This window comes from uncultured Pedobacter sp., assembly GCF_913776295.1.
Lineage (GTDB): Bacteria > Bacteroidota > Bacteroidia > Sphingobacteriales > Sphingobacteriaceae > Pedobacter.
This window is the reverse complement of record NZ_CAJYOJ010000045.1, coordinates 1-18,600: the sequence shown is the minus strand read 5'-3', so window position 1 is coordinate 18,600 and position 18,600 is coordinate 1. Positions and strand designations below refer to the sequence as shown.

The following is an 18,600-nucleotide window of genomic DNA, read 5'->3' as shown; positions in this document are numbered from 1 at the left end:
TTTTACATTGATATAGGTATGAGGAATTAATTCGCCGCTAAAAGTTTAATTATATTGCTATTTCAACCATAGTGTAGAGGGTTATGAAATCATAGTGTTTTTGATTTCATCTTCAATAAGTTTTTTGAAAAGGCATCAGTTGGAAATCCGTTAATTTTTGCCGTATTGATTGCAGTTTCCTGGGTTTTGATCGCTTTTTTAAAGTTTTGCAACGAATAGAATAAATGTGCCAGGGTATCAAAATTATTTGGATTTGGATCTAATTTAATAGATCTTTTACTCCATTTTACAGCTTTTAAAAGTTGCTCGCGATTTTTGGTGCCGGATGAATAAAAGTTCCAAGCCACCTCATTCAATCCATCTGGGAATGACTTTGCTTTCCATCCTGGTTTAAACCGCGATGTACTATCGGTCCTCTCCAGTAACTTTAAATTTTCAATACTATCGATGCCAATGCCCATATAATATTTATCATAGTGATGGGTGGCCAGCTTAAAATAGCTACTAGTGTCTTTAACAGCATTATAGTAAAAAAGCATTTTTTCATTATAGATTTTTTGGCCATTAAATTGGTTATTTTGCCATTGGTTTTTATGGAAATTGGCTGTATTCTGAGCATCAGCCAAACAAATCGTTTTTATGGCAGTAAACATGGTGTTATTTGAAATAACATTCAATATAAATGCCCTTGTTTGTTCTGGTTCCTTTCTGAATATACTGTCTATTATAACCCGATTTGCAAAAACTTTTCTGTAAGCAATTCCATTAATGATTGGACCTGCTTCCAATATGTATAGTATTGTTTGATAGTCGTTAAAAGATGCCGGACTTAATTTTTTGGCGTATTGTTCGATATAATATGCATTATTCGTTACACCCCGCTTTTTAAGTATATTGATTAATCGTTTTAATTTAGTGATGTCAGAAGTATCTTGTAAATAATCTTCTTTTGCTCTTTTAATGGTTGTTTCTTGTGAGGCTTCCTCTGCCTGTTTCAATATATCTAGAAATTGTTCCTTTGGCGCTTCAGATTCTAAGCTTCTGTAAAACAACTCCATATCGCTATGTAAAAAAATATAGGTTGGGCAGTTTTGGATATTATAATATTGAATTATTGATTTTAAAGTAGTGTCGCCATAATTTGTTTCGTAAGAAATAAAATGTGCGTTTACCTTATTTACGATTTCTGGATCGTTAAAAAGCAGGTTTTGTTTTTCTCTATTTGTGTTTTCTGACTTGATGATCACCAAAACATCCTTTTTAAGATATCGGGCTGATTGTAGTGCATGATACAGGGAAGAGCTATAATGAAGTTTTTGGGCCAATAAAATAGAAGGCAAGAAAAATAAGATAAGGAGAGAGAGTGAAATTTTCATAATAATCGCTTTCCATAAAGATAGAGAAACCTAAATGAAAAAGGAATAGAACTGATGATGTGTTCCGTTACAAAGCAGCAAAGGAGTGATATCATAACTATAAATTTGGCTTTTGAGCTTCCAGTGAATCAATATGAGTATTTTATTGGAATTTAAATATGTTCCGAGACTCAACATGACAGTATCTTATATGAATTTCTTTCATGATCCTTTGAATATCGAGGCTCGACCAATATGTTAGTCCGGTATATGCATTGATAAAAACAATATTTTATTGCTCATGTATTCATTGAGGTAAGTAGATTAGGGGTGGCTTATTATATTTTAAATCTCATTAATATAAAAAACCTATATTTGCCTCACTCAAAGGGGTGCTTGTTGATGCTGCAATTTCTGTTGCCGTCAATTTGCTGAGATTATACCCATTTAGAGGTTTAAGGCAAAAGGCTTAAGGTTTAGGGTTATTTAACCTTAAACCCTACACCCTAAACCTTCTACCTTTAATGAACCTGATGCGGATAATACCGACGTAGGAAAGAGGTTAGCATTACCTTGCTGTTTTGCCCTGAAAGCAGTTTTCAATGATTTTAACAAATATTGTAAATGAGTTTTCAAGACTGGTTTAAGCTTTTTCAGGAGCAGATTTTACACACCTCATTAATCGAATGGCTGGCTGTGGGTTTTGGTGTAGCCGAAGTTTTATTGGCAAAAAAAAATAGCATCTGGCTTTATCCAACCGGAATAATTTCTGTTCTATTGTGGATGTTTTTACTGCTGGGCGTAAAACTATATGCTGAAGTGCTTCTCAACGTCTATTATCTGGCAATGAGCATTTATGGTTGGTTTATCTGGAAAAAAAGAAAGCTGGATGGCGAAAACCAGGTATCTTGGTCAGGCAATAAGGAATTAACCATTGCAGTTTTGATCTCTATTGTAGGTTTTGGGGTGCTTTATCTGGTATTGAGGCATTATACTGATTCGGATGTACCTTTGTTTGATGCTTTTGTATCTTCAACAGCATGGGCAGGCATGTGGTTATTGGCCAAACGCAAAATTGAAAACTGGATATTCCTGAATATATCCAATATTGTGGCCATCCCATTGCTCTTCCACAAAAAACTTCCACTAATGGCCTGTTTAACAACGTTTTTGTTCATCGTAGCTATATTTGGTTTTTTTGAATGGAAAAAGATCATTGACAAAAATAGACTCAGCATAGCCTAATCATCCTTTCTACTCACCAGTTATGAACAAAACATTAAACCCTACCTGGCAGGAAAAAGTTAAAGCTTATGCCGCAGTTTCTGAAGAAATGGGCAGGTTACATCCCGAAATTCTGGAACTTGCCTATCAGGAAAATTGGTTTAAGCTTTTCGTACCAGAGGTTTACGGTGGGCCAGGGAAAAAGCTTCCGGAAATTTTAAGGTTGGAAGAAGAATTAGCAGAAGCCGATGGAAGTTTAGGCTGGACCGTTACACTTTGTGCAGGCGCAGGCTGGTTTGCCGGATTTCTAAATCCTGCATTGGCCGCAGAGATTTTCGCTGACCCTGAGGTTTGTTTTGCAGGAAGTGGCGCTGTTGGTGGAGTAGCAGTTAAAACTCGGGAAGGTTATCTGCTTAATGGGAAGTGGAGTTACGCCAGCGGTGCATTACATGCTACTATATTTACCGCCAATTGTACCCTCCAAAATGAAAGCGGTGATGATATTCTGGATGAAAACGGATTGCCTAAAATCAAGTCATTTATTCTTAAAAAAGAAGAAGTAAATATTTTACCAGGCTGGTCGTATTTTGGTTTAATAGCTACAGGAAGCCATGCTTTTGAAGTTTGTAATTTAAATGTGGATGAAAATCGGACTTTTGAAATTAACCAGCAAATTGAAGTGGCCGATTGCGGGTTTGATTTTCCTTTTTTGCAGCTGGCAGAAACCACACTGGCAGTAAATAGCTTAGGAATGACCAATCATTTTATTAAACTGGTTGAACAATCTTTTTATGCCCGGTCTGGATTGGGAAGATATAGCGAAACGCAGATTTTGTTTTTTAACAATGTGCTTAACAACTGCAAAGCTGAATTGTTAAGCCTACGTACGCAATTTTACCTTTCTTTTGATCAGTCATGGGATGAGTTAATGAATAAGGGTAAAATTAGCGATGACAAGTTAAAGGAGGTAAGTTCAAACAGCCGTAAATTGGCGCATGCCTGTTGGAAAATAGTAGCCATGTTGTTCCCATATTGTGGTTTAGAGGCGGCAAAGAAAGAGTCGGAAATCAATAGGGTTTGGAGGGATCTTCACACCGCCAGCCAGCATGCCTTACTTACTTTTGATAGCTAACTATTCTAAAAGTGCTGATTTAACTTTATCTTTGAAATCTACCATAAACTTGTTCAGTTTAGGTTGTATTACAAAGGCGCAATATGGTTTTGACTGGTTGTGGCCAAAATAGTTTTGATGATAATCTTCTGCTTCATAAAATTCGCTTACCGGGGCAACTTCTGTAGCAATAGGCTTGTCGAAAATATGTTGTTCTGTTAAATCTGCAATCATTTTTTCTGTCTGCTTTCTCTGGTCCTCATTTTCATAAAAGACTACTGATCGGTATTGAGTGCCAACATCGTTACCTTGTCTGTTTAAGGTTGTTGGATTGTGGGTTTTAAAGAATATCAATAAAAGTTCAGCGAACGTTATAATAATTTCATCAAATGTGATTTGAACCACCTCTGCATGCCCGGTATCGCCGTTACATATTTCCATATAGGTGGGATGTTTTAAATCCCCTCCCATGTAGCCTGATGTAACCTGGCTTACACCATTTAAAGTTTGAAAAACGGCTTCGGTACACCAAAAACAGCCTCCGCCAAATGTTGCTATCTGCATAATCTTCTTAATATAAAATCTATTCCAAATTTTAGATTAATTCAAAAAAAAGACATTTTTTTGATATTGCAATAGGTTTAGCGCTTGATTATTCTTACAGGTTTTGATTCGCGCTGATTTTATAATTATGAACAGCATTCGTTAAGGGATTAAAAAAAAGCCTGTAATGTTGATTACAGGCTGGAAACTTATTGATATTGTATATATATCGGCTTTGGAGTTAGCTTTAACAGCTCTTCCGGAGTCATTAACCGCTTTGGTTCTTTTTTCAGGTCATTTTTGTAAAACAACTTAAAACCAGTAAACTGTACCGGTTCGCTTTGTATAAAGTGGCGATAGGTGCCTTTTTTTAATTCGGGTTCGCCCCATCCATCCATGTGCATCACTACCTGTACTTCCGGACGTAGTTTAATGTTAGCTGAATTGGTTACCATTTTTTTTGTAAAGCGGTGTAATACAAATACTTTCGGAGGCAGATTGTGCTTTTTAACAATATCTGCAAGGTATTGTGTTACATAATTTACATCTGCAGCATCATAGGTGCCAATTTTCTTACCAGGCAACGAACCATCCTTCATTGAAAATTCTGGATCGATTCCTAAATGTACATAAGGCAGTTCAAGATATTTTTCAATACGGGGCAATTCTGCTTTTATGGTACTTAAAGCAACCTGAAGATCTAAAAAGACAATGGTATTGGGTTGCATTTTGGCAATTTTCAAAACAGAATCGATTTGTTTATCACCCATCCTGTTGATATACTTTCCATCTTTTCCGGGTGTTCCACTGGCTACTGCGGCAATATAGTGTAATCCTGGTTGTACAGGTGTAGAAGGATCAGCTTTTTCCCAATGTTTAACTTCAGCATTCAGGCGTTGCCACATTTCTTTAGGCGCATATTCGCCAAGTGCACCCATCTTTTTCGAGTGCAGGTTCCCATAGTAAACAACAATGCGTTTAAAAGGTAAAATAGCGCCTGCCAAAGGATATGGTTGCTTTTTAACCGGCCATCTTCCCGTAGTATCTCCGTTTGCTAGTTTTTTTACTAATGAATCGTAAAGTTTTGGATCAACCGGTTTCATAACATTTGCGGTTGAGTCGGTTTTCTTTTTAGTGGTATCAGTTGAAAAGATTTTACCAATGCTGCTTCCGCCCTTACTGTCTGAATTACAGTTGGCAAATAAGCTGATTGCGGCAAAACCAAGTATGATGGTGCCTGCTAATGAAGGGAATTTCATAGATATAAGATAATTAAATTTTAGTCTTTTTCCGGACCAATGAAAGTAGGGCGGAAATATGGTAGTTTAAAATAAAGTATTCAACATTTACACATTACAGAATTTGCCAAAAACGCCTAACGGCAATTTAATGCCTGAAGTGGCCTGTAAATAAAGTTCTCCTGTTTCGAGATTTTTAACTGCAGGGAAAGAAGTACGGATTAAATTTTCAACAATTACTGAAGAAAAACCAAGAGAGTAAGTATTTAGGATAAGGAAATGTTCTTTTTCATCCAATAATTGCACCACGTCCTGCATCATTTCCTGGATATGGTCTTCCAGTTTCCATTTTTCTCCATTAGGGCCATGGCCGTAAGCTGGCGGGTCCAAGATAATTCCATTGTATTTTTTACCTCTTTTTAATTCTTTTTTCACATACTTTAGCGCATCCTCAACCATCCAGCGGGTATCTTTCAATCCCGAAAGCTCCTGGTTTTCATTTGCCCAGGTTACCACCTGTTTAATCGAATCTACATGGGTAGTTTCTGCGCCAGCCGCATTTGCAATGAGCGATGCCGCCCCGGTATAGGCAAAAAGATTTAAAACTTTAGGCTGTGGTGTTTTAAACTTTTTTATTGATGAGGAGATATAATCCCAGTTTACTGCCTGCTCCGGAAATACGCCCACATGTTTAAATGAAGTTAAACCCAAACGAAGTTTAATGGCAACTTCATTATTTTTATATTCTACATGCCAGCGGTCTGGAATAGACTGATTTTTTTTTACCCACTCGCCTGAAGTTGCCGAACGGCCTTTAAAAGTAATGTTGGCTGCTTTTCTCCAATCCTGTTCTGATAATGTTTTTTTCCATACCGCCTGCGGTTCGGGACGGATGAGGATGACGTTTCCGAAACGTTCTAATTTTTCAAAATCCCCGCAATCTATCAGTTCATAATCTTTCCAATGGGTGGGGGCGAGTAATTGTATCATTTAATATTGTATGTGGTCCGTCACTGCGAGGTACGAAGCAATCTTAATGCAATACATACAGAAGGAGATTGCTTCGTGCCTCGCAACGACGATTTTATTTAGTAAAATTTAGACGCATTACATATAATCCTTTAGTTCATCTAATGGTTCATTAAAATCATCAGAGATATAAAGAATTGTACCTTTCGCAGCACCATATAAGCTTTTTGGTTCTTCAACAACATTTGCTTTTTCAACTGCTGATTTAGGGAAACTTTTTGAATGTTTGGCTTTTAAAAAATCAATAAAATCTTCAACCTCATTTACCATGCTTTCTGGTAAGGTTTCCAATTTGTGAATGATATTTTTGGTAGCCGTAGTCATATACAAATATACAAATTTTCTTAAAACTTATCTTTTGCAGCTTTCATAAAACGGCTGGCAAATACGAAGTCATTCAGTTCCTGAATATCGGTATGGGCAATTTCCTTGTTGCTGCCTTCCCAAAATTTCTTTCCTTCGTGCAAAAATAGAATGTAATCGCCAATACCCATTACCGAGTTCATATCGTGCGTCACCACAATGGTAGTGGTTTTATATTCTTCCGTAATTTCCTTGATCAGTTCGTCAATTACAATGGAAGTTTTCGGGTCTAAACCCGAGTTAGGCTCATCACAGAACAAGTATTTTGGATTCATGGAAATAGCACGTGCAATACCTACCCGTTTTTTCATGCCACCAGATAGTTCAGCCGGGAATAATTTGTTTTTGCCAGCCAGGTTTACCCGTTCCAGACAAAAATCTACCCGCTCCAGCTTTTCCTTTCTGCTTTGATCGGTAAACATGTTTAACGGAAACATGATGTTTTCTTCAACTGTCATACTATCAAACAGGGCAGAGCCTTGAAATAACATGCCAATTTCTTTACGTACCTCAATACGCTGCTCATAGGTCATCGGGGTAAAATCGCGTCCATCATACAATACTGAGCCAGAATCTGGTTGGTGCAGGCCCACCATACATTTTAGTAAGGTTGTTTTTCCCGAGCCGGAACCACCAATAATTAAATTGGTTACACCTTCTTCAAACTTTCCGGAAATACCTTTTAAAACCTCATTTCCGGAGAATGACTTATAAATATCTTTAATTTCGATCATTACAATAACAATTGGGTCACGATATAATCGCAAGCTAAAATAGAAATACAGCTAATTACAACAGCTCTTGTACTGGCCTGAGAAACTTCCAGTGCACCACCGCGAACATAAAATCCTTCGTAAGCCGGAACAGATGTGATAATAAATCCGAATACAAATGCTTTTACCAAAGCAACGGTAATGGTATAAGGGTTAAAATCGGTGGTAATACCTTGAATATATTCTGCTGGTGTTACTGCTCCCGAAACCGAGCCACCAATATAGCCACCGGTAATGCTTAAAAACATCGAAATAATAACCAGCATGGGTACCATGGTTATACCCGAAATAATTTTTGGGAGAATTAAATATCCCGGTGCATTAATACCCATGATTTCCAGGGCATCAATCTGCTCGGTAACCCGCATTGATCCAATTTCAGACGAAATGGCCGAACCGATTTTTCCTGCCAGTACAATTGCACTAATAGTTGGACTTAATTCCAATATACTTGAATCGCGGTTTACAGAACCGATAATGGTTTTTGGAATAAAATCACTAACCAACTGGAAAGCAATTTGTAAAGTCATTACTGCACCGATAAAAGTAGAAATAATAGCAATTAAACCTAAAGAGCCAACGCCGACATAATCCATTTGTTTGGCGATTTCTTTCAGGTATATTTTCAGTTTTTCCGGCCTTCTGAATACAGACTTAAGTAGCAGGATGTATCTGCCGAAATTGGTAAAATTCATTCCGTATGTATTTGCTTAATTTAAATGATCATTCTATACTACTACAAAGAAACGATAAAAAAGTTGGAGCGCTTTGCTAATTACAAAAATATTCGTGGTTTTGAATATAATTATGGTTTTTTGTTAACAAAAATTAAACCATAAATAATGAAAGCGGTAATAACAGGTGCAACTAAGGGGATTGGAAAAGCTATTGCGACTAAATTTGCCCGGAACGGGTACGATTTGATTTTAGTAGCGAGGAGTTTAAGCGACCTTAATAATCTTCAGGAGGAGTTAAGCCCTTATGGAAATGTCATTTTTATCCACGCAGCAGATTTTTCAGTTAAAGAAGAAGTATATGCTTTTCTAAATTCGACCACCATAAATTTTGATAATATAAATGTTTTAATCAACAACGTAGGGGTTTTTTTGCCTGGCAGCATGCTTGATGAGGATGACGAAACCTTTGAAAAACAACAACATTTAAACACAAATGCCACTTATTATTTGAGCAAATTCTTTGGCAAAAGGATGCGCTTAGCGCAGCGGGGCCACATATTTAACATCTGTTCGATAGCAAGTAATGTACCTCCAAAAAATGCCGGAAGTTATAGTGTAACAAAAGCAGCGATGTTGAGTCTTAATCATGTATTGCGGCAAGAGTTAGCACCTCACCATGTTAAGGTTACAGCTTTTTTGCCAGGCGCTACTAAAACTTCATCCTGGGAAGGCACAACAATTCCGGATGAAAAATTTGTACAGCCTGAAGATATTGCTGAAACTTTATTTACCATTTTAAACTTAAGTAAAGGGGTAAATGTAGATGAGGTTTTAATTACTCCGCTTGATTTTTAAACACAAAATGAACAACGTTATGGAAAAGAAGCTTTTTAGGAACGAACACGATAAGATGATTGCAGGGGTAGCTTCGGGACTTGCTGATTATATGCAGGTGGAGGTTACCATAATCAGGTTATTGTTTGCATTATCGGCCATATTTATGGCCGGAGGTGGCTTAATTGCCTATATTATCATGTGGATTATTGTTCCGGTGAATAACGATCCGGCAGCAAAATTCTCTAAATTTAACGATTACTTTGGTAACAAAAACCCAAATGCACAGCCATTTGGAACCGCCGATCCTTTCGCCGGACCTGCTAATCAGGGAAATCAGAATTGGACACAACCTGTAGACGGCACACAGAAAACACCGTTCGAAACACAGCCTGATTTTAGTAAGTTTAATAAATCGAATGATACCGGCCGCACCATCGGCGGATTGGTACTACTGGTAATCGGATGTTTTTTCCTAATGCGCGAAATGGATTTTATACCTGATTGGTTTAGTATTCGTAACTTATTCAGATACATGTGGCCATTGATATTTATTGCTCTAGGCATCAGTATCATAGCCAAATCAAAAAGAAAAAATGACTGGGCGGCTTTTCAACAGCAACAGGATGCTGAACAACAAAAAACAGCTGATTTTTCGGAAACGATAGTAGAAAACGAACCTGCATCACCAGTCAAAACAGACGATCATTCAACATCCGCTCACCCTCAAGTTTAAAGAAATGAAATTAGATAGATTAATGTGGGGTATCATCCTGCTTTTTATTGGCGGTGTACTTCTATTGGAAAACTTTGGCGTAATCACTTTTTATTGGCGCAACGTGTGGAGCTTCTGGCCCGTATTCTTAATTATTGCAGGTTTAAATATCCTGTTTAACAGAAACAATTCGCAAACCGGCAGCATCATTTCAATTGGTGTTTTAGTGGTGGCCCTTTCGTTTCTTTTTTATAGAGGACAACAGGTACCTGAACAGGGCAATTGGTGGGGACGCCACTTTAAAAAAGATGTCGACATTAATATCGAACACAATAATGATGATAACGACGATGATGATAACGACACTTCGTATAATCACATGAGCTTATCTGAGCCATTTGTAGCAGCAGATAATGCTAAAAAAACAATATTAAATATTTCCGGAGGAGGTATCTCATTTAATCTTGATGGTGAAACATCCGAATTGATCAATGCTGACGTTAAGAAAAAACATGGTAATTTCTCTTTGAAGAAATTACTGACCGATAGTGCTACCATACTTACCTTCCAGATGGACGATAAAAAGAATAAATGGAATTTTGGTGATGGCAGTAACGATGTTAACTTTAAACTGAACAAAGAAGCCAACTGGAATATCTTGATGAAACTTGGAGCCGGCGAAGCCAACTTTGATTTTGCCGACTATAAAGTACGTACTTTCCGCTTTGATGGCGGAGCAGCAGCTTTGGATATTAAATTCGGAGATTTATTGCCAATAACGGATGTAATCGTAAAATCTGGCGTAGCCGATGTAAAAATTGCTGTGCCAACTAATTCAGGTTGCCGGATTAAAACCAAAACAGGCTTATCAGCTAAGGATTTTGATGGTTTTGAAAAGTTAAGTGATGGCGTTTACGAAACTTCAAACTACAAAACCTCAACCAAAAAAATCTTTATCAATTTAGATGGCGGATTAAGTAACTTTGAAGTGAGCAGATACTAGAAAGGTTAAGGGTTGGAAGGTAGAAGGCGTAAGGCTAAGACTTCGTCAACGAAATCTTTATTAAATGCTGATCTTACAATCCTAAAATCTCATAATCCTGATCCTATTTGATGAATCCTGATCAATATACTGTTGTAATTAATGGAAAGCCGCAGGGGCCGTATAGTTTAAACGAACTGAAAGATTTAAACATCAGTGCGAATACCTTTATACGTAAACCCGGGATGGACGATTACAAAGAAGCTCACGCCATTCCTGAAATGCGTGAGCTTTTGGGTTTTACTTATCAAAAAACTGCACCTCAATATTTCGCCGCTTTCGATCAAAGACTGTTGGCTTCGGTAATTGATCATTTTATGATTTTCGGTTTCTATATCGTTATCATTTTAACCAGTTATTTATACATCGAAGGAAAAGAACAGCGGATTATGGCCTTTTTAGCTCCGTTTCCTTTGATATTTCTAGTCAAATTGCTTTATGGCAGCATCGCTGAAGCAACTAAGAACCAGGCAACCATTGGTAAAAAACTGCTCAATATTAAAGTAACCGATTTAGAAGGGAGCAGGGTTTCTTTTGGTAGTTCCCTGGCCAGAAATCTTTCAAAAATCATGTCTGTAGTTCCGGTTTTCTTTGGTTATCTGTATAGTTTTCTGAATAAGAAACATCAGTGCTGGCATGATATTGTAGCCAATACTTTGGTAATTAAAGATCGGTTGATTTAGTTAGTAGAGCCTGGTAACACTTATCCGGGAGCATGCTCTAGTTAGGCTGGTTCAATACGGCTAAACCCACCCAACGTTAAAGAATAAACCCGAGTGGAGCGAACACGAAGTGCAACGGAGTAAAGCAAAAAGCGGGGCTGCATTTGCCATGCAATACTGCTCTTCCGTTTCCAAAAAAAAATGTCATTAGGATTACTGCGATTTAATTACAACATAACAACATCAAAAATTCTAACAATCCTTATCTTTGCAGATAGATGGAAAATATATTGGCAAAACATGATCTGGCTGGCGGATATTGCAACAGTTTAACAGATTATTCAAGGTTTTTAACCCGTGAAGTAAAGATTGGTGATATAGCCTTGGGCGGCCATAACCCTATTCGTATCCAGTCTATGACTACTACTGATACCATGGACACCCTCGGAACGGTAGAGCAAACCATCCGCATGGTAGAATCGGGCTGCGAATATGTCCGTATTACCGCACCAAGCATCAAGGAAGCCGAAAATCTGGCCAATATTAAAAAAGAATTGCGTTTGCGCGGCTATAAGGTGCCTTTAATTGCCGATATCCACTTTACGCCAAATGCCGCCGAGATGGCAGCCCGTATAGTAGAAAAGGTACGTGTTAACCCAGGCAATTACGCAGATAAAAAGAAATTCGAGAATATAGAATATACGCAGGATGCCTACAATGCAGAGTTAAGCCGGATTTATAAAAAGTTTATTCCGCTGGTGAAAATCTGTAAAGAGTATGGCACGGCGATGCGCATCGGTACCAATCACGGTTCACTTTCCGACCGGATTATGAGCCATTATGGCGATACCCCACGTGGTATGGTCGAATCGGCAATGGAATTTATCCGCATGTGCGAAGACCAGAATTATTATAACCTGGTGATTTCGATGAAGGCCAGTAACACCCAGGTGATGGTTCAAGCTTATCGCTTGTTGGTAGAAACCATGGCTAAAGAAGGAATGAATTATCCTTTGCATTTAGGTGTTACTGAAGCTGGTGATGGTGAAGATGGTCGTATTAAATCAGCAGTTGGTATTGGAACTTTATTGGAAGATGGTTTGGGCGATACCATCCGTGTTTCTTTAACTGAAGATCCTGAATTTGAAGCACCAGTAGCAAAAGCTTTGGCAGACCGATATGCTTTAAGAAGTCCGAAGTCCGAAGTCCAGAGTCCGGAGTCAAATCAGCTACGCTCTACGCTCAACGCTCCGCGCCCAACTTACAGCCCTTACGAATATAACCGCCGTATAGCCGTTCCTGTGCAACATATTGGCGGGCATCACCATCCGGTAGTAATGATTGATGTTTCAAAAGAAAATTTAAAAGATCCTTACTTCTTGAGTTCGGTTGGCTATAACTATAGCGCAGGTTTAGATAAATATAATCTGGCCGATCAGGCCTGTGATTTAGCCTTTTTAGGTGATCAGTTACCATCTTTTTCATTTCCAGGAAATTTAAAACAGGTTTATCATTATGCAACCTGGTTAAAGCTAAAAGACAAAACGAATTGTCATCCTTTATTCTCTTTAGAAGAATTTATCAAAGCTGATCATAAAGATGATCTATTGAACTTTGTTGAAATTGATGCGACGCAGTTAACCAGTTTAACAGTTAACCAGTTAACCAGCGTAGTGCTGATCGTTAAAACTTCTGCTATTCACGGCATGGCCGAACAAAGGGCATTTTTTGTGGCGCTGCAAGAGAAAAATATCCAGGTTCCGGTGATCATCAAGAGAACTTACCAGGATGTAGATGCCGATCATTTAATGCTTTATGCCGCTACCGATCTGGGGGCCTTGCTTACCGATGGCTTTGGCGACGGTGTGTGGATTGACGCAAAAGGACAAAGTCTTTCATTAATCAACTCGACCAGTTTTGGTATTTTACAGGCTACCCGTACACGCATCAGTAAAACAGAATACATTTCTTGCCCCAGCTGTGGGCGAACGCTTTTCGATCTGCAGGAAACCACTCAATTAATCCGGTCCCGTACCGACCATTTGAAGGGGATAAAAATAGGGATCATGGGCTGTATTGTTAACGGCCCGGGCGAAATGGCTGATGCCGATTATGGCTATGTGGGTACAGGTCCAGATAAAATTACTTTATACCGGGGTAAAGAGGTAGTAAAGAAAAATGTAACTACAGCCTATGCTCTGGATGAATTGATCGATATCATTAAAGGCGACGGGAATTGGGTAGAAAAGAATTAATAATAATTGCTTAAGAGGCATGGCAATTAAGCGTAAGCTGTGGTCTGCGTCCTCATAGATCACGATATTGTTCGGGGACCATTAAATTTTCTAATCAATAAATCCTAAATTGCCTTGATGAAAATACCCGAGTTTCAATATCTGTTTAACGAGCTTAGAAACTGGCTGGCTGAGAATGGCCTTGCAGGTAACGAACTCATTTATGCTTATTTTTTTATCGGGCTTATTGCCGTTATTTTATTCTTATTTGTTACCATTTTTGTAACCCGGCAGGTGTTTATTGGCGTGGTAAAAAGTGCCAAAACTAAATCGGACTGGCAAAAAGCATTATTCGAATTCCGTGTTTTTAGGGCTTTTGCCCTAATTTTTGGCGCTTACATTATTTATAATGTTGTTCCTTATCTTTTTATCTACTTTAAAAACTGGCATTTCTATGCTTTGATTTTAGCTAAAATCTACATGGTTTTAGCGGTAATGTTTGCGGTAAATGCATTTTTGAATGCGGTGGTTTCCATTATGGAATCATCGAAGAAATATGCCGATAAACCCGTTAGAAGTTATAAACAGGTAGCCAAAATTGTCTTTTACATTGTTGGTTTTGTACTTATCCTTTCGATTATCCTGGGGGAATCACCGGTATATGTTTTTGGTGGTTTTGGTGCCGTTACGGCTGTTTTTATTTTAGTATTCAGAGATCCTATTTTAGGTTTTGTCGCCTCGGTACAAATGAGTGCAATTGATCTGGTTAGGGTTGGCGACTGGATTACCGTAGAAAAATATGGTGCCGATGGCGAGGTAACCGAAATCAATTTAACCACCATAAAAGTACGCAACTGGGATAAAACGGTAACTATTGTACCCAGTTATGCCATTGTCAGCGAATCTTTTAAGAACTGGCGAGCAATGGAAGAAAGTGAGGGAAGGCGGATTAAACGCCACATCAATATTAAAATTTCCAGTATCAAATTCTGCGATGAGGAACTGATCGGCAGATTACAGAGCATCGATTTCCTGAAAGATTACCTCCGGGAAACCCAGGCCTTTATTGAGCGTTACAATGCTGAAAATACGGTAAATCCTAATAATCTGGTTAACGGCCGCCACATGACCAACATCGGGACTTTTAGAGTATATGCAGAAAAATACCTGGAAAGCAATCCTCATATTAATAAGGAACTCACCTTTATGGTGCGCCAATTACAGGCTACAGAACACGGATTGCCTATTGAGATTTATGTATTTTCGAAGGAAAAAGGTTTAAAACGTTTTGAAGAAGTGGCTGCTGATATTTTTGACCATTTATTGGCTGCGGTACCTTACTTCGATCTCGAAATTTTTCAAAGCCCTAGCGGCAGCGATATGCGGAATTTTGTGAGGAGAGGGGATGATTAAATTTGATGTAATTCTGAGCGCAACGAAGAATCTGCTCGTGGATGCTCCGTAATAAAAGCACATGCCCCATTTACAGGCAGTGTTTTGCAAGCCACAGATTCTTCGTTGCTCAACATAACAAGAACCTACTCTCCCAAGAACAGTAAAACCTTTTCGCAAACCTTAAATAAAAGTGGTGGTAAAGTTTCGCTGATGTAAGGTTGTGTAGCCCCATAAACATGGTTCGCTCCTTCAATTTTAATCAATCTGCTATTTGTGTTGGCTTCTGCCAGCGTTTGCGCAGTTTCGAAAGGAACATTAACATCATCATCGCCATGAATAATTAACCAGGGGATATTGATGCGCTTTGCTGCATCTATAATATTTAATGTCGCTGCATTTTCTTCGAGATCTTCCAGCAAGGTCACATTCAGCGGCATTTGTTCTTTAGTGCGGGCATTGGTTACAAAGATTTTTCCCGTTTTTTTCCATTCTGCCTCCTGTTCCTTTTTCCAAAGGCTATTAAAATCAGCAATGGCACTCCAGGTAACCAGTTTGTCAATCCTTAAATCGTTGGCTGCTTCTATGATGGATAATCCACCGCCCCGGCTATGGCCAATTAAATTTACTTTAGTGTTTGCACCATAAGCTTTTTCTATAAAATCCAATACTGCATTTACATCAAAAAGTTCTTTGGATACGGTGTTGCTGGCAAAGGCTTCCATATCGGTAACATCTTTTGGATCATCAACCGGTACGCCACTATGCGATAAATTAAACTTAACGTAACGGTAACCATTACTGGCAAAATATCTTGCGACTAAATTATGGGCGCCCCAATCTTTAAAACCTTTAAAGCCATGTACAAAAAGTACGATGGGAGTATTAGGGTTTTTTTCATCAAAAGTAATGTCACCAATAATTAATTTTCCGTCTGCACCGCTAATGCTAAAATTGCTTTGTGTAATCATAATTTTAAGGATTGGTATAGAATGTAAACCTACAAAATTTCATTTTGTTGTGGTTAGGATAGTAAGAAACTGATTACAACCTTAGCTAAAATAGCCCTGATGGAAATGAAAATCCCTTTTGGAACCGTCAAATTGTCATTTAAGGGTGTTGTCCAAAAGGATTGTAATGTACAGCAGGACGGAACCTTTATTATTAGTACTGTCACTGCGCTTCAAAAAAATAACCCTATTATTTTTAATCATAAATTATTCTTTAAAGTAATAATACCGTGCCCAGCCGATAAACAATAATTGAAAAGGCAACCTCAGCCATGCAATTAGTTGAGTAACCCGTATTTGACCCAACATAAAAGGCGCTTTCTGGATCATGTAGATGTGTGCAGGCATAAACGCAATCAGCATGAGTATTATCATCACCGCTGCAATCTTTCTGCTCTTTTTAAATAACAATGATAGCCCTAAAATAATTTCTAATAGTCCAGAAAAGTAAATTAAAAAACCAGGTGCAGGCAACCAATCTGGCATGATTACGTAATATGCTGCAGTGGATAGAAAGTGGTTACATCCGGCCAGAGCATAGAAAAGGGCATAAACCCAAAGAAAAAAAATATAGATGAGTCTGTTCATCATGTATCGACATAGTTTTTCAATCTTTAGGTTTGCTATTTAAAACCGTTCTAAATTGATGTAAATTACAGGTTAATGACAGTGACATGCCTTTACCATGTTACTTTTGTATCCCGATAATAGTTAATAACGGAAGCACTTGGAATATTTAAAAGTAATAGCTTTTACGCATCACCACATCGACCTGAAATCTTTAGGGAAATTAGTTATTTGTGACCAGAGTTTAGATAGCAGGTTGAAGAATGTTCAAGCAGAGCTTCCCGTTAGCGAAATTTTTTATGTCGGAACCTGTAACCGTGTAGAATTTGTTTTCCTGACCAAGGAGAAAACTGACAAGGAATTTGTAACTAGATTTCTTACCGTTTTAGATATGGGGCTGCCTCCTGAATTTATGGAGCGTTTTCTGGATAATGTTACGGTGTATGAAAATGAAGAAGCTTTTAATCATCTACTCAGAACATCGTGCTCTTTGGAGAGTTTGGTGGTTGGTGAAAAGGAAATTCTTGCTCAAATCCGTAAAGCTTACGAAAACTGTCGCGATGCCGGATTTACCGGCGATTACATGCGCATGATTATGGATCGCGTGGTTAAAACAGCAAAAGAAGTTTATACGCATACCAATATCTCCAAAAATCCGGTTTCTGTGGTTTCATTGGCTTACCGCAAGCTAAAAGAGTTAAATATGTGTGGTAACTCCCGTGTCTTGATTATTGGTGCCGGCGAAACCAATCAGAACATTGCAAAATATCTTAATAAACATAAATATTCTAATTTCTCCATTTTCAACCGTACGTTCTCTAAGGCTGAATCTTTGGCAGAGGAGCTGGGTGGTAAAGCTTATCCGTTAGCTGCACTGGAAGATTTTAATGAAGGATTTGATGTAATCATAACCTGTACGGGTTCTACTGAAGCAATTATCACTGAAGCGTTATATGCCAAACTGCTAAATGGCGATCAGGGCAAAAAGGTAATTGTAGATTTGGCCATTCCGAATGATGTTGTGCCTGCAGTGATCCATAATAATCCTGTACATTATATTGAGGTAGAATCGTTGAAAGAAGTAGCACGCAAAAATATTCAGGAACGTTATAACGAACTGGTGCATGCTGAAGAAATTATCAGTAATAACATTACCGAATTTTTCTCTGTTTTAAAACAACGCCGTATCGAATTAGCGATGCAGGAAGTGCCAAGAAAGATTAAAGAAATCAAGAATACAGCCATCAATGGCGTTTTTGCTGATGAAATCAGTCAGATGGACGAAGCCTCTCGTGAAGTTTTAGAACGCGTAATGAACTACATGGAGAAAAAATACATCAGCGTTCCGATGGTCATGGCAAAAGAAATTCTGGTTAACCAACCTTAATTTAAACGTATCGTTTTTTTTGTCATCCTGAATGAAATGAAGGATCTTTTCCATAATATGGAAACATGTTTGCAGACAGATTCTTCGCTGCGCTCAGAATGACAACAGATAGATTGCGAAGTCAGGTGCTACCATCTGATTTTTTTGTTTGCAGCATTTAGTAAGTTTAAGATGGTAACATCTTACACCATGGATATTCCTTTTTTTGTCATCCTGAATGAAATGAAGGATCTTTTCCAAAATATGGAAACATGTTCGCAGACAGATTCTTCGCTGCGCTACCATTGACATTATTTTGCAATTGTCTATTAATGAGTGACTTGCGGAACCTATGCATTTCGGCGTAGCTAGGCCGTAGCACCGTATCTCCGTTCCGCTTAAATCCGGCCTAACAAATTTTTCGGGCTCCACTGACAAAGCCATCCCACTGGCTTCGAAAGAAAA

The 18,600-nt window shown here is 38.2% G+C and carries 18 protein-coding genes; 10 read left to right on the top strand and 8 right to left on the bottom strand.

Going from position 1 to position 18,600, the window contains the following annotated elements; all coding sequences use genetic code 11:
• Positions 1 to 89: 89 nt before the first annotated feature.
• Positions 90 to 1,376 (bottom strand): hypothetical protein, encoded by a 1,287-nt coding sequence (locus QZ738_RS09140; RefSeq protein WP_293786779.1) that lies wholly within the window; start codon positions 1,374 to 1,376, stop codon positions 90 to 92.
• 603 nt (positions 1,377 to 1,979) lie between these two features.
• Between QZ738_RS09140 and pnuC the strand changes: the two genes are divergently transcribed.
• On the top strand, positions 1,980 to 2,600 hold the full coding sequence (pnuC, locus tag QZ738_RS09135) for a nicotinamide riboside transporter PnuC (RefSeq protein ID WP_293786777.1): 621 nt from the start codon (positions 1,980 to 1,982) through the stop codon (positions 2,598 to 2,600).
• A 22-nt stretch (positions 2,601 to 2,622) separates the two neighbouring features.
• The gene (locus QZ738_RS09130) at positions 2,623 to 3,711 is read left to right on the top strand and encodes an acyl-CoA dehydrogenase family protein (protein ID WP_293786775.1); all 1,089 of its coding nucleotides are present in this window, start codon (positions 2,623 to 2,625) and stop codon (positions 3,709 to 3,711) included.
• Here the strand turns inward: QZ738_RS09130 and msrA are convergent, their stop codons facing one another.
• The 6 genes from msrA to QZ738_RS09100 form a co-directional block, all read right to left on the bottom strand.
• A complete protein-coding gene (gene msrA / locus QZ738_RS09125; protein ID WP_293786773.1) occupies positions 3,712 to 4,254 on the bottom strand; it encodes a peptide-methionine (S)-S-oxide reductase MsrA in 543 nt (180 codons plus the stop codon).
• A gap of 188 nt (positions 4,255 to 4,442) precedes the next feature.
• Positions 4,443 to 5,492, bottom strand: coding sequence for a hypothetical protein (locus QZ738_RS09120; protein WP_293786771.1), 1,050 nt, complete (start codon positions 5,490 to 5,492; stop codon positions 4,443 to 4,445).
• 87 nt (positions 5,493 to 5,579) lie between these two features.
• Positions 5,580 to 6,461: a class I SAM-dependent methyltransferase gene (locus tag QZ738_RS09115; RefSeq protein ID WP_293786769.1), complete on the bottom strand. Its 882-nt coding sequence runs from the start codon at positions 6,459 to 6,461 to the stop codon at positions 5,580 to 5,582.
• 117 nt (positions 6,462 to 6,578) lie between these two features.
• Positions 6,579 to 6,791: a DUF2281 domain-containing protein gene (locus tag QZ738_RS09110; protein WP_293786767.1), complete on the bottom strand. Its 213-nt coding sequence runs from the start codon at positions 6,789 to 6,791 to the stop codon at positions 6,579 to 6,581.
• Between the two features lie 53 nt (positions 6,792 to 6,844).
• Entirely contained in the window at positions 6,845 to 7,597 is a 753-nt protein-coding gene (locus QZ738_RS09105) for an ABC transporter ATP-binding protein (protein ID WP_205056221.1), read from the bottom strand.
• Positions 7,597 to 8,331: an ABC transporter permease gene (locus QZ738_RS09100; protein ID WP_113949422.1), complete on the bottom strand. Its 735-nt coding sequence runs from the start codon at positions 8,329 to 8,331 to the stop codon at positions 7,597 to 7,599. The genes QZ738_RS09105 and QZ738_RS09100 overlap by 1 nt, the downstream gene beginning before the upstream one ends.
• 147 nt (positions 8,332 to 8,478) lie before the next feature.
• Here QZ738_RS09100 and QZ738_RS09095 point away from each other — a divergent pair, with 147 nt between their 5' ends.
• The 6 genes from QZ738_RS09095 (at position 8,479) to QZ738_RS09070 (ending at position 15,213) form a co-directional block, all read left to right on the top strand.
• A complete protein-coding gene (locus QZ738_RS09095) occupies positions 8,479 to 9,168 on the top strand; it encodes an SDR family oxidoreductase (RefSeq protein ID WP_293786762.1) in 690 nt (229 codons plus the stop codon).
• Positions 9,169 to 9,187: 19 nt separating this feature from the next.
• Positions 9,188 to 9,883: a PspC domain-containing protein gene (locus QZ738_RS09090; protein WP_293786761.1), complete on the top strand. Its 696-nt coding sequence runs from the start codon at positions 9,188 to 9,190 to the stop codon at positions 9,881 to 9,883.
• Positions 9,884 to 9,887: 4 nt separating this feature from the next.
• Positions 9,888 to 10,865, top strand: a complete 978-nt coding sequence (locus QZ738_RS09085; RefSeq protein WP_293786760.1) for a DUF5668 domain-containing protein — start codon at positions 9,888 to 9,890, stop codon at positions 10,863 to 10,865.
• Positions 10,866 to 10,975: 110 nt separating this feature from the next.
• A complete protein-coding gene (locus QZ738_RS09080) occupies positions 10,976 to 11,587 on the top strand; it encodes an RDD family protein (RefSeq protein WP_293786759.1) in 612 nt (203 codons plus the stop codon).
• Positions 11,588 to 11,844: 257 nt separating this feature from the next.
• Positions 11,845 to 13,821 (top strand): (E)-4-hydroxy-3-methylbut-2-enyl-diphosphate synthase, encoded by a 1,977-nt coding sequence (ispG, locus tag QZ738_RS09075; protein WP_293786758.1) that lies wholly within the window; start codon positions 11,845 to 11,847, stop codon positions 13,819 to 13,821.
• Positions 13,822 to 13,938: 117 nt separating this feature from the next.
• Positions 13,939 to 15,213 carry a mechanosensitive ion channel domain-containing protein gene (locus QZ738_RS09070; protein ID WP_293786757.1) on the top strand — a complete coding sequence of 425 codons (1,275 nt, stop codon included), beginning with the start codon at positions 13,939 to 13,941 and terminating at the stop codon, positions 15,211 to 15,213.
• Positions 15,214 to 15,338: 125 nt separating this feature from the next.
• Here the strand turns inward: QZ738_RS09070 and QZ738_RS09065 are convergent, their stop codons facing one another.
• Positions 15,339 to 16,163 carry an alpha/beta hydrolase gene (locus QZ738_RS09065; RefSeq protein ID WP_293786755.1) on the bottom strand — a complete coding sequence of 275 codons (825 nt, stop codon included), beginning with the start codon at positions 16,161 to 16,163 and terminating at the stop codon, positions 15,339 to 15,341.
• Between the two features lie 99 nt (positions 16,164 to 16,262).
• Between QZ738_RS09065 and QZ738_RS09060 the strand changes: the two genes are divergently transcribed.
• Together QZ738_RS09060 and hemA are read left to right on the top strand one after the other, a co-directional pair.
• Positions 16,263 to 16,454, top strand: coding sequence for a hypothetical protein (locus tag QZ738_RS09060; protein WP_293786753.1), 192 nt, complete (start codon positions 16,263 to 16,265; stop codon positions 16,452 to 16,454).
• 475 nt (positions 16,455 to 16,929) lie between these two features.
• Complete coding sequence (gene hemA / locus QZ738_RS09055; protein WP_293786751.1) at positions 16,930 to 18,156, top strand: glutamyl-tRNA reductase; 1,227 nt, start codon at positions 16,930 to 16,932, stop codon at positions 18,154 to 18,156.
• Positions 18,157 to 18,600: the final 444 nt, after the last annotated feature.

Bases quoted from the DNA above. Each gene is read 5' to 3' on its own strand.
- QZ738_RS09140 (WP_293786779.1), bottom strand. From the start codon at position 1,376: ATGAAAATTTCACTCTCTCTCCTTATCTTATTTTTCTTGCCTTCTATT.
- pnuC (WP_293786777.1), top strand. From the start codon at position 1,980: ATGAGTTTTCAAGACTGGTTTAAGCTTTTTCAGGAGCAGATTTTACAC.
- QZ738_RS09130 (WP_293786775.1), top strand. From the start codon at position 2,623: ATGAACAAAACATTAAACCCTACCTGGCAGGAAAAAGTTAAAGCTTAT.
- msrA (WP_293786773.1), bottom strand. From the start codon at position 4,254: ATGCAGATAGCAACATTTGGCGGAGGCTGTTTTTGGTGTACCGAAGCC.
- QZ738_RS09120 (WP_293786771.1), bottom strand. From the start codon at position 5,492: ATGAAATTCCCTTCATTAGCAGGCACCATCATACTTGGTTTTGCCGCA.
- QZ738_RS09115 (WP_293786769.1), bottom strand. From the start codon at position 6,461: ATGATACAATTACTCGCCCCCACCCATTGGAAAGATTATGAACTGATA.
- QZ738_RS09105 (WP_205056221.1), bottom strand. From the start codon at position 7,597: ATGATCGAAATTAAAGATATTTATAAGTCATTCTCCGGAAATGAGGTT.
- QZ738_RS09100 (WP_113949422.1), bottom strand. From the start codon at position 8,331: ATGAATTTTACCAATTTCGGCAGATACATCCTGCTACTTAAGTCTGTA.
- QZ738_RS09095 (WP_293786762.1), top strand. From the start codon at position 8,479: ATGAAAGCGGTAATAACAGGTGCAACTAAGGGGATTGGAAAAGCTATT.
- QZ738_RS09090 (WP_293786761.1), top strand. From the start codon at position 9,188: ATGGAAAAGAAGCTTTTTAGGAACGAACACGATAAGATGATTGCAGGG.
- QZ738_RS09085 (WP_293786760.1), top strand. From the start codon at position 9,888: ATGAAATTAGATAGATTAATGTGGGGTATCATCCTGCTTTTTATTGGC.
- QZ738_RS09080 (WP_293786759.1), top strand. From the start codon at position 10,976: ATGAATCCTGATCAATATACTGTTGTAATTAATGGAAAGCCGCAGGGG.
- ispG (WP_293786758.1), top strand. From the start codon at position 11,845: ATGGAAAATATATTGGCAAAACATGATCTGGCTGGCGGATATTGCAAC.
- QZ738_RS09070 (WP_293786757.1), top strand. From the start codon at position 13,939: ATGAAAATACCCGAGTTTCAATATCTGTTTAACGAGCTTAGAAACTGG.
- QZ738_RS09065 (WP_293786755.1), bottom strand. From the start codon at position 16,163: ATGATTACACAAAGCAATTTTAGCATTAGCGGTGCAGACGGAAAATTA.
- QZ738_RS09060 (WP_293786753.1), top strand. From the start codon at position 16,263: ATGGAAATGAAAATCCCTTTTGGAACCGTCAAATTGTCATTTAAGGGT.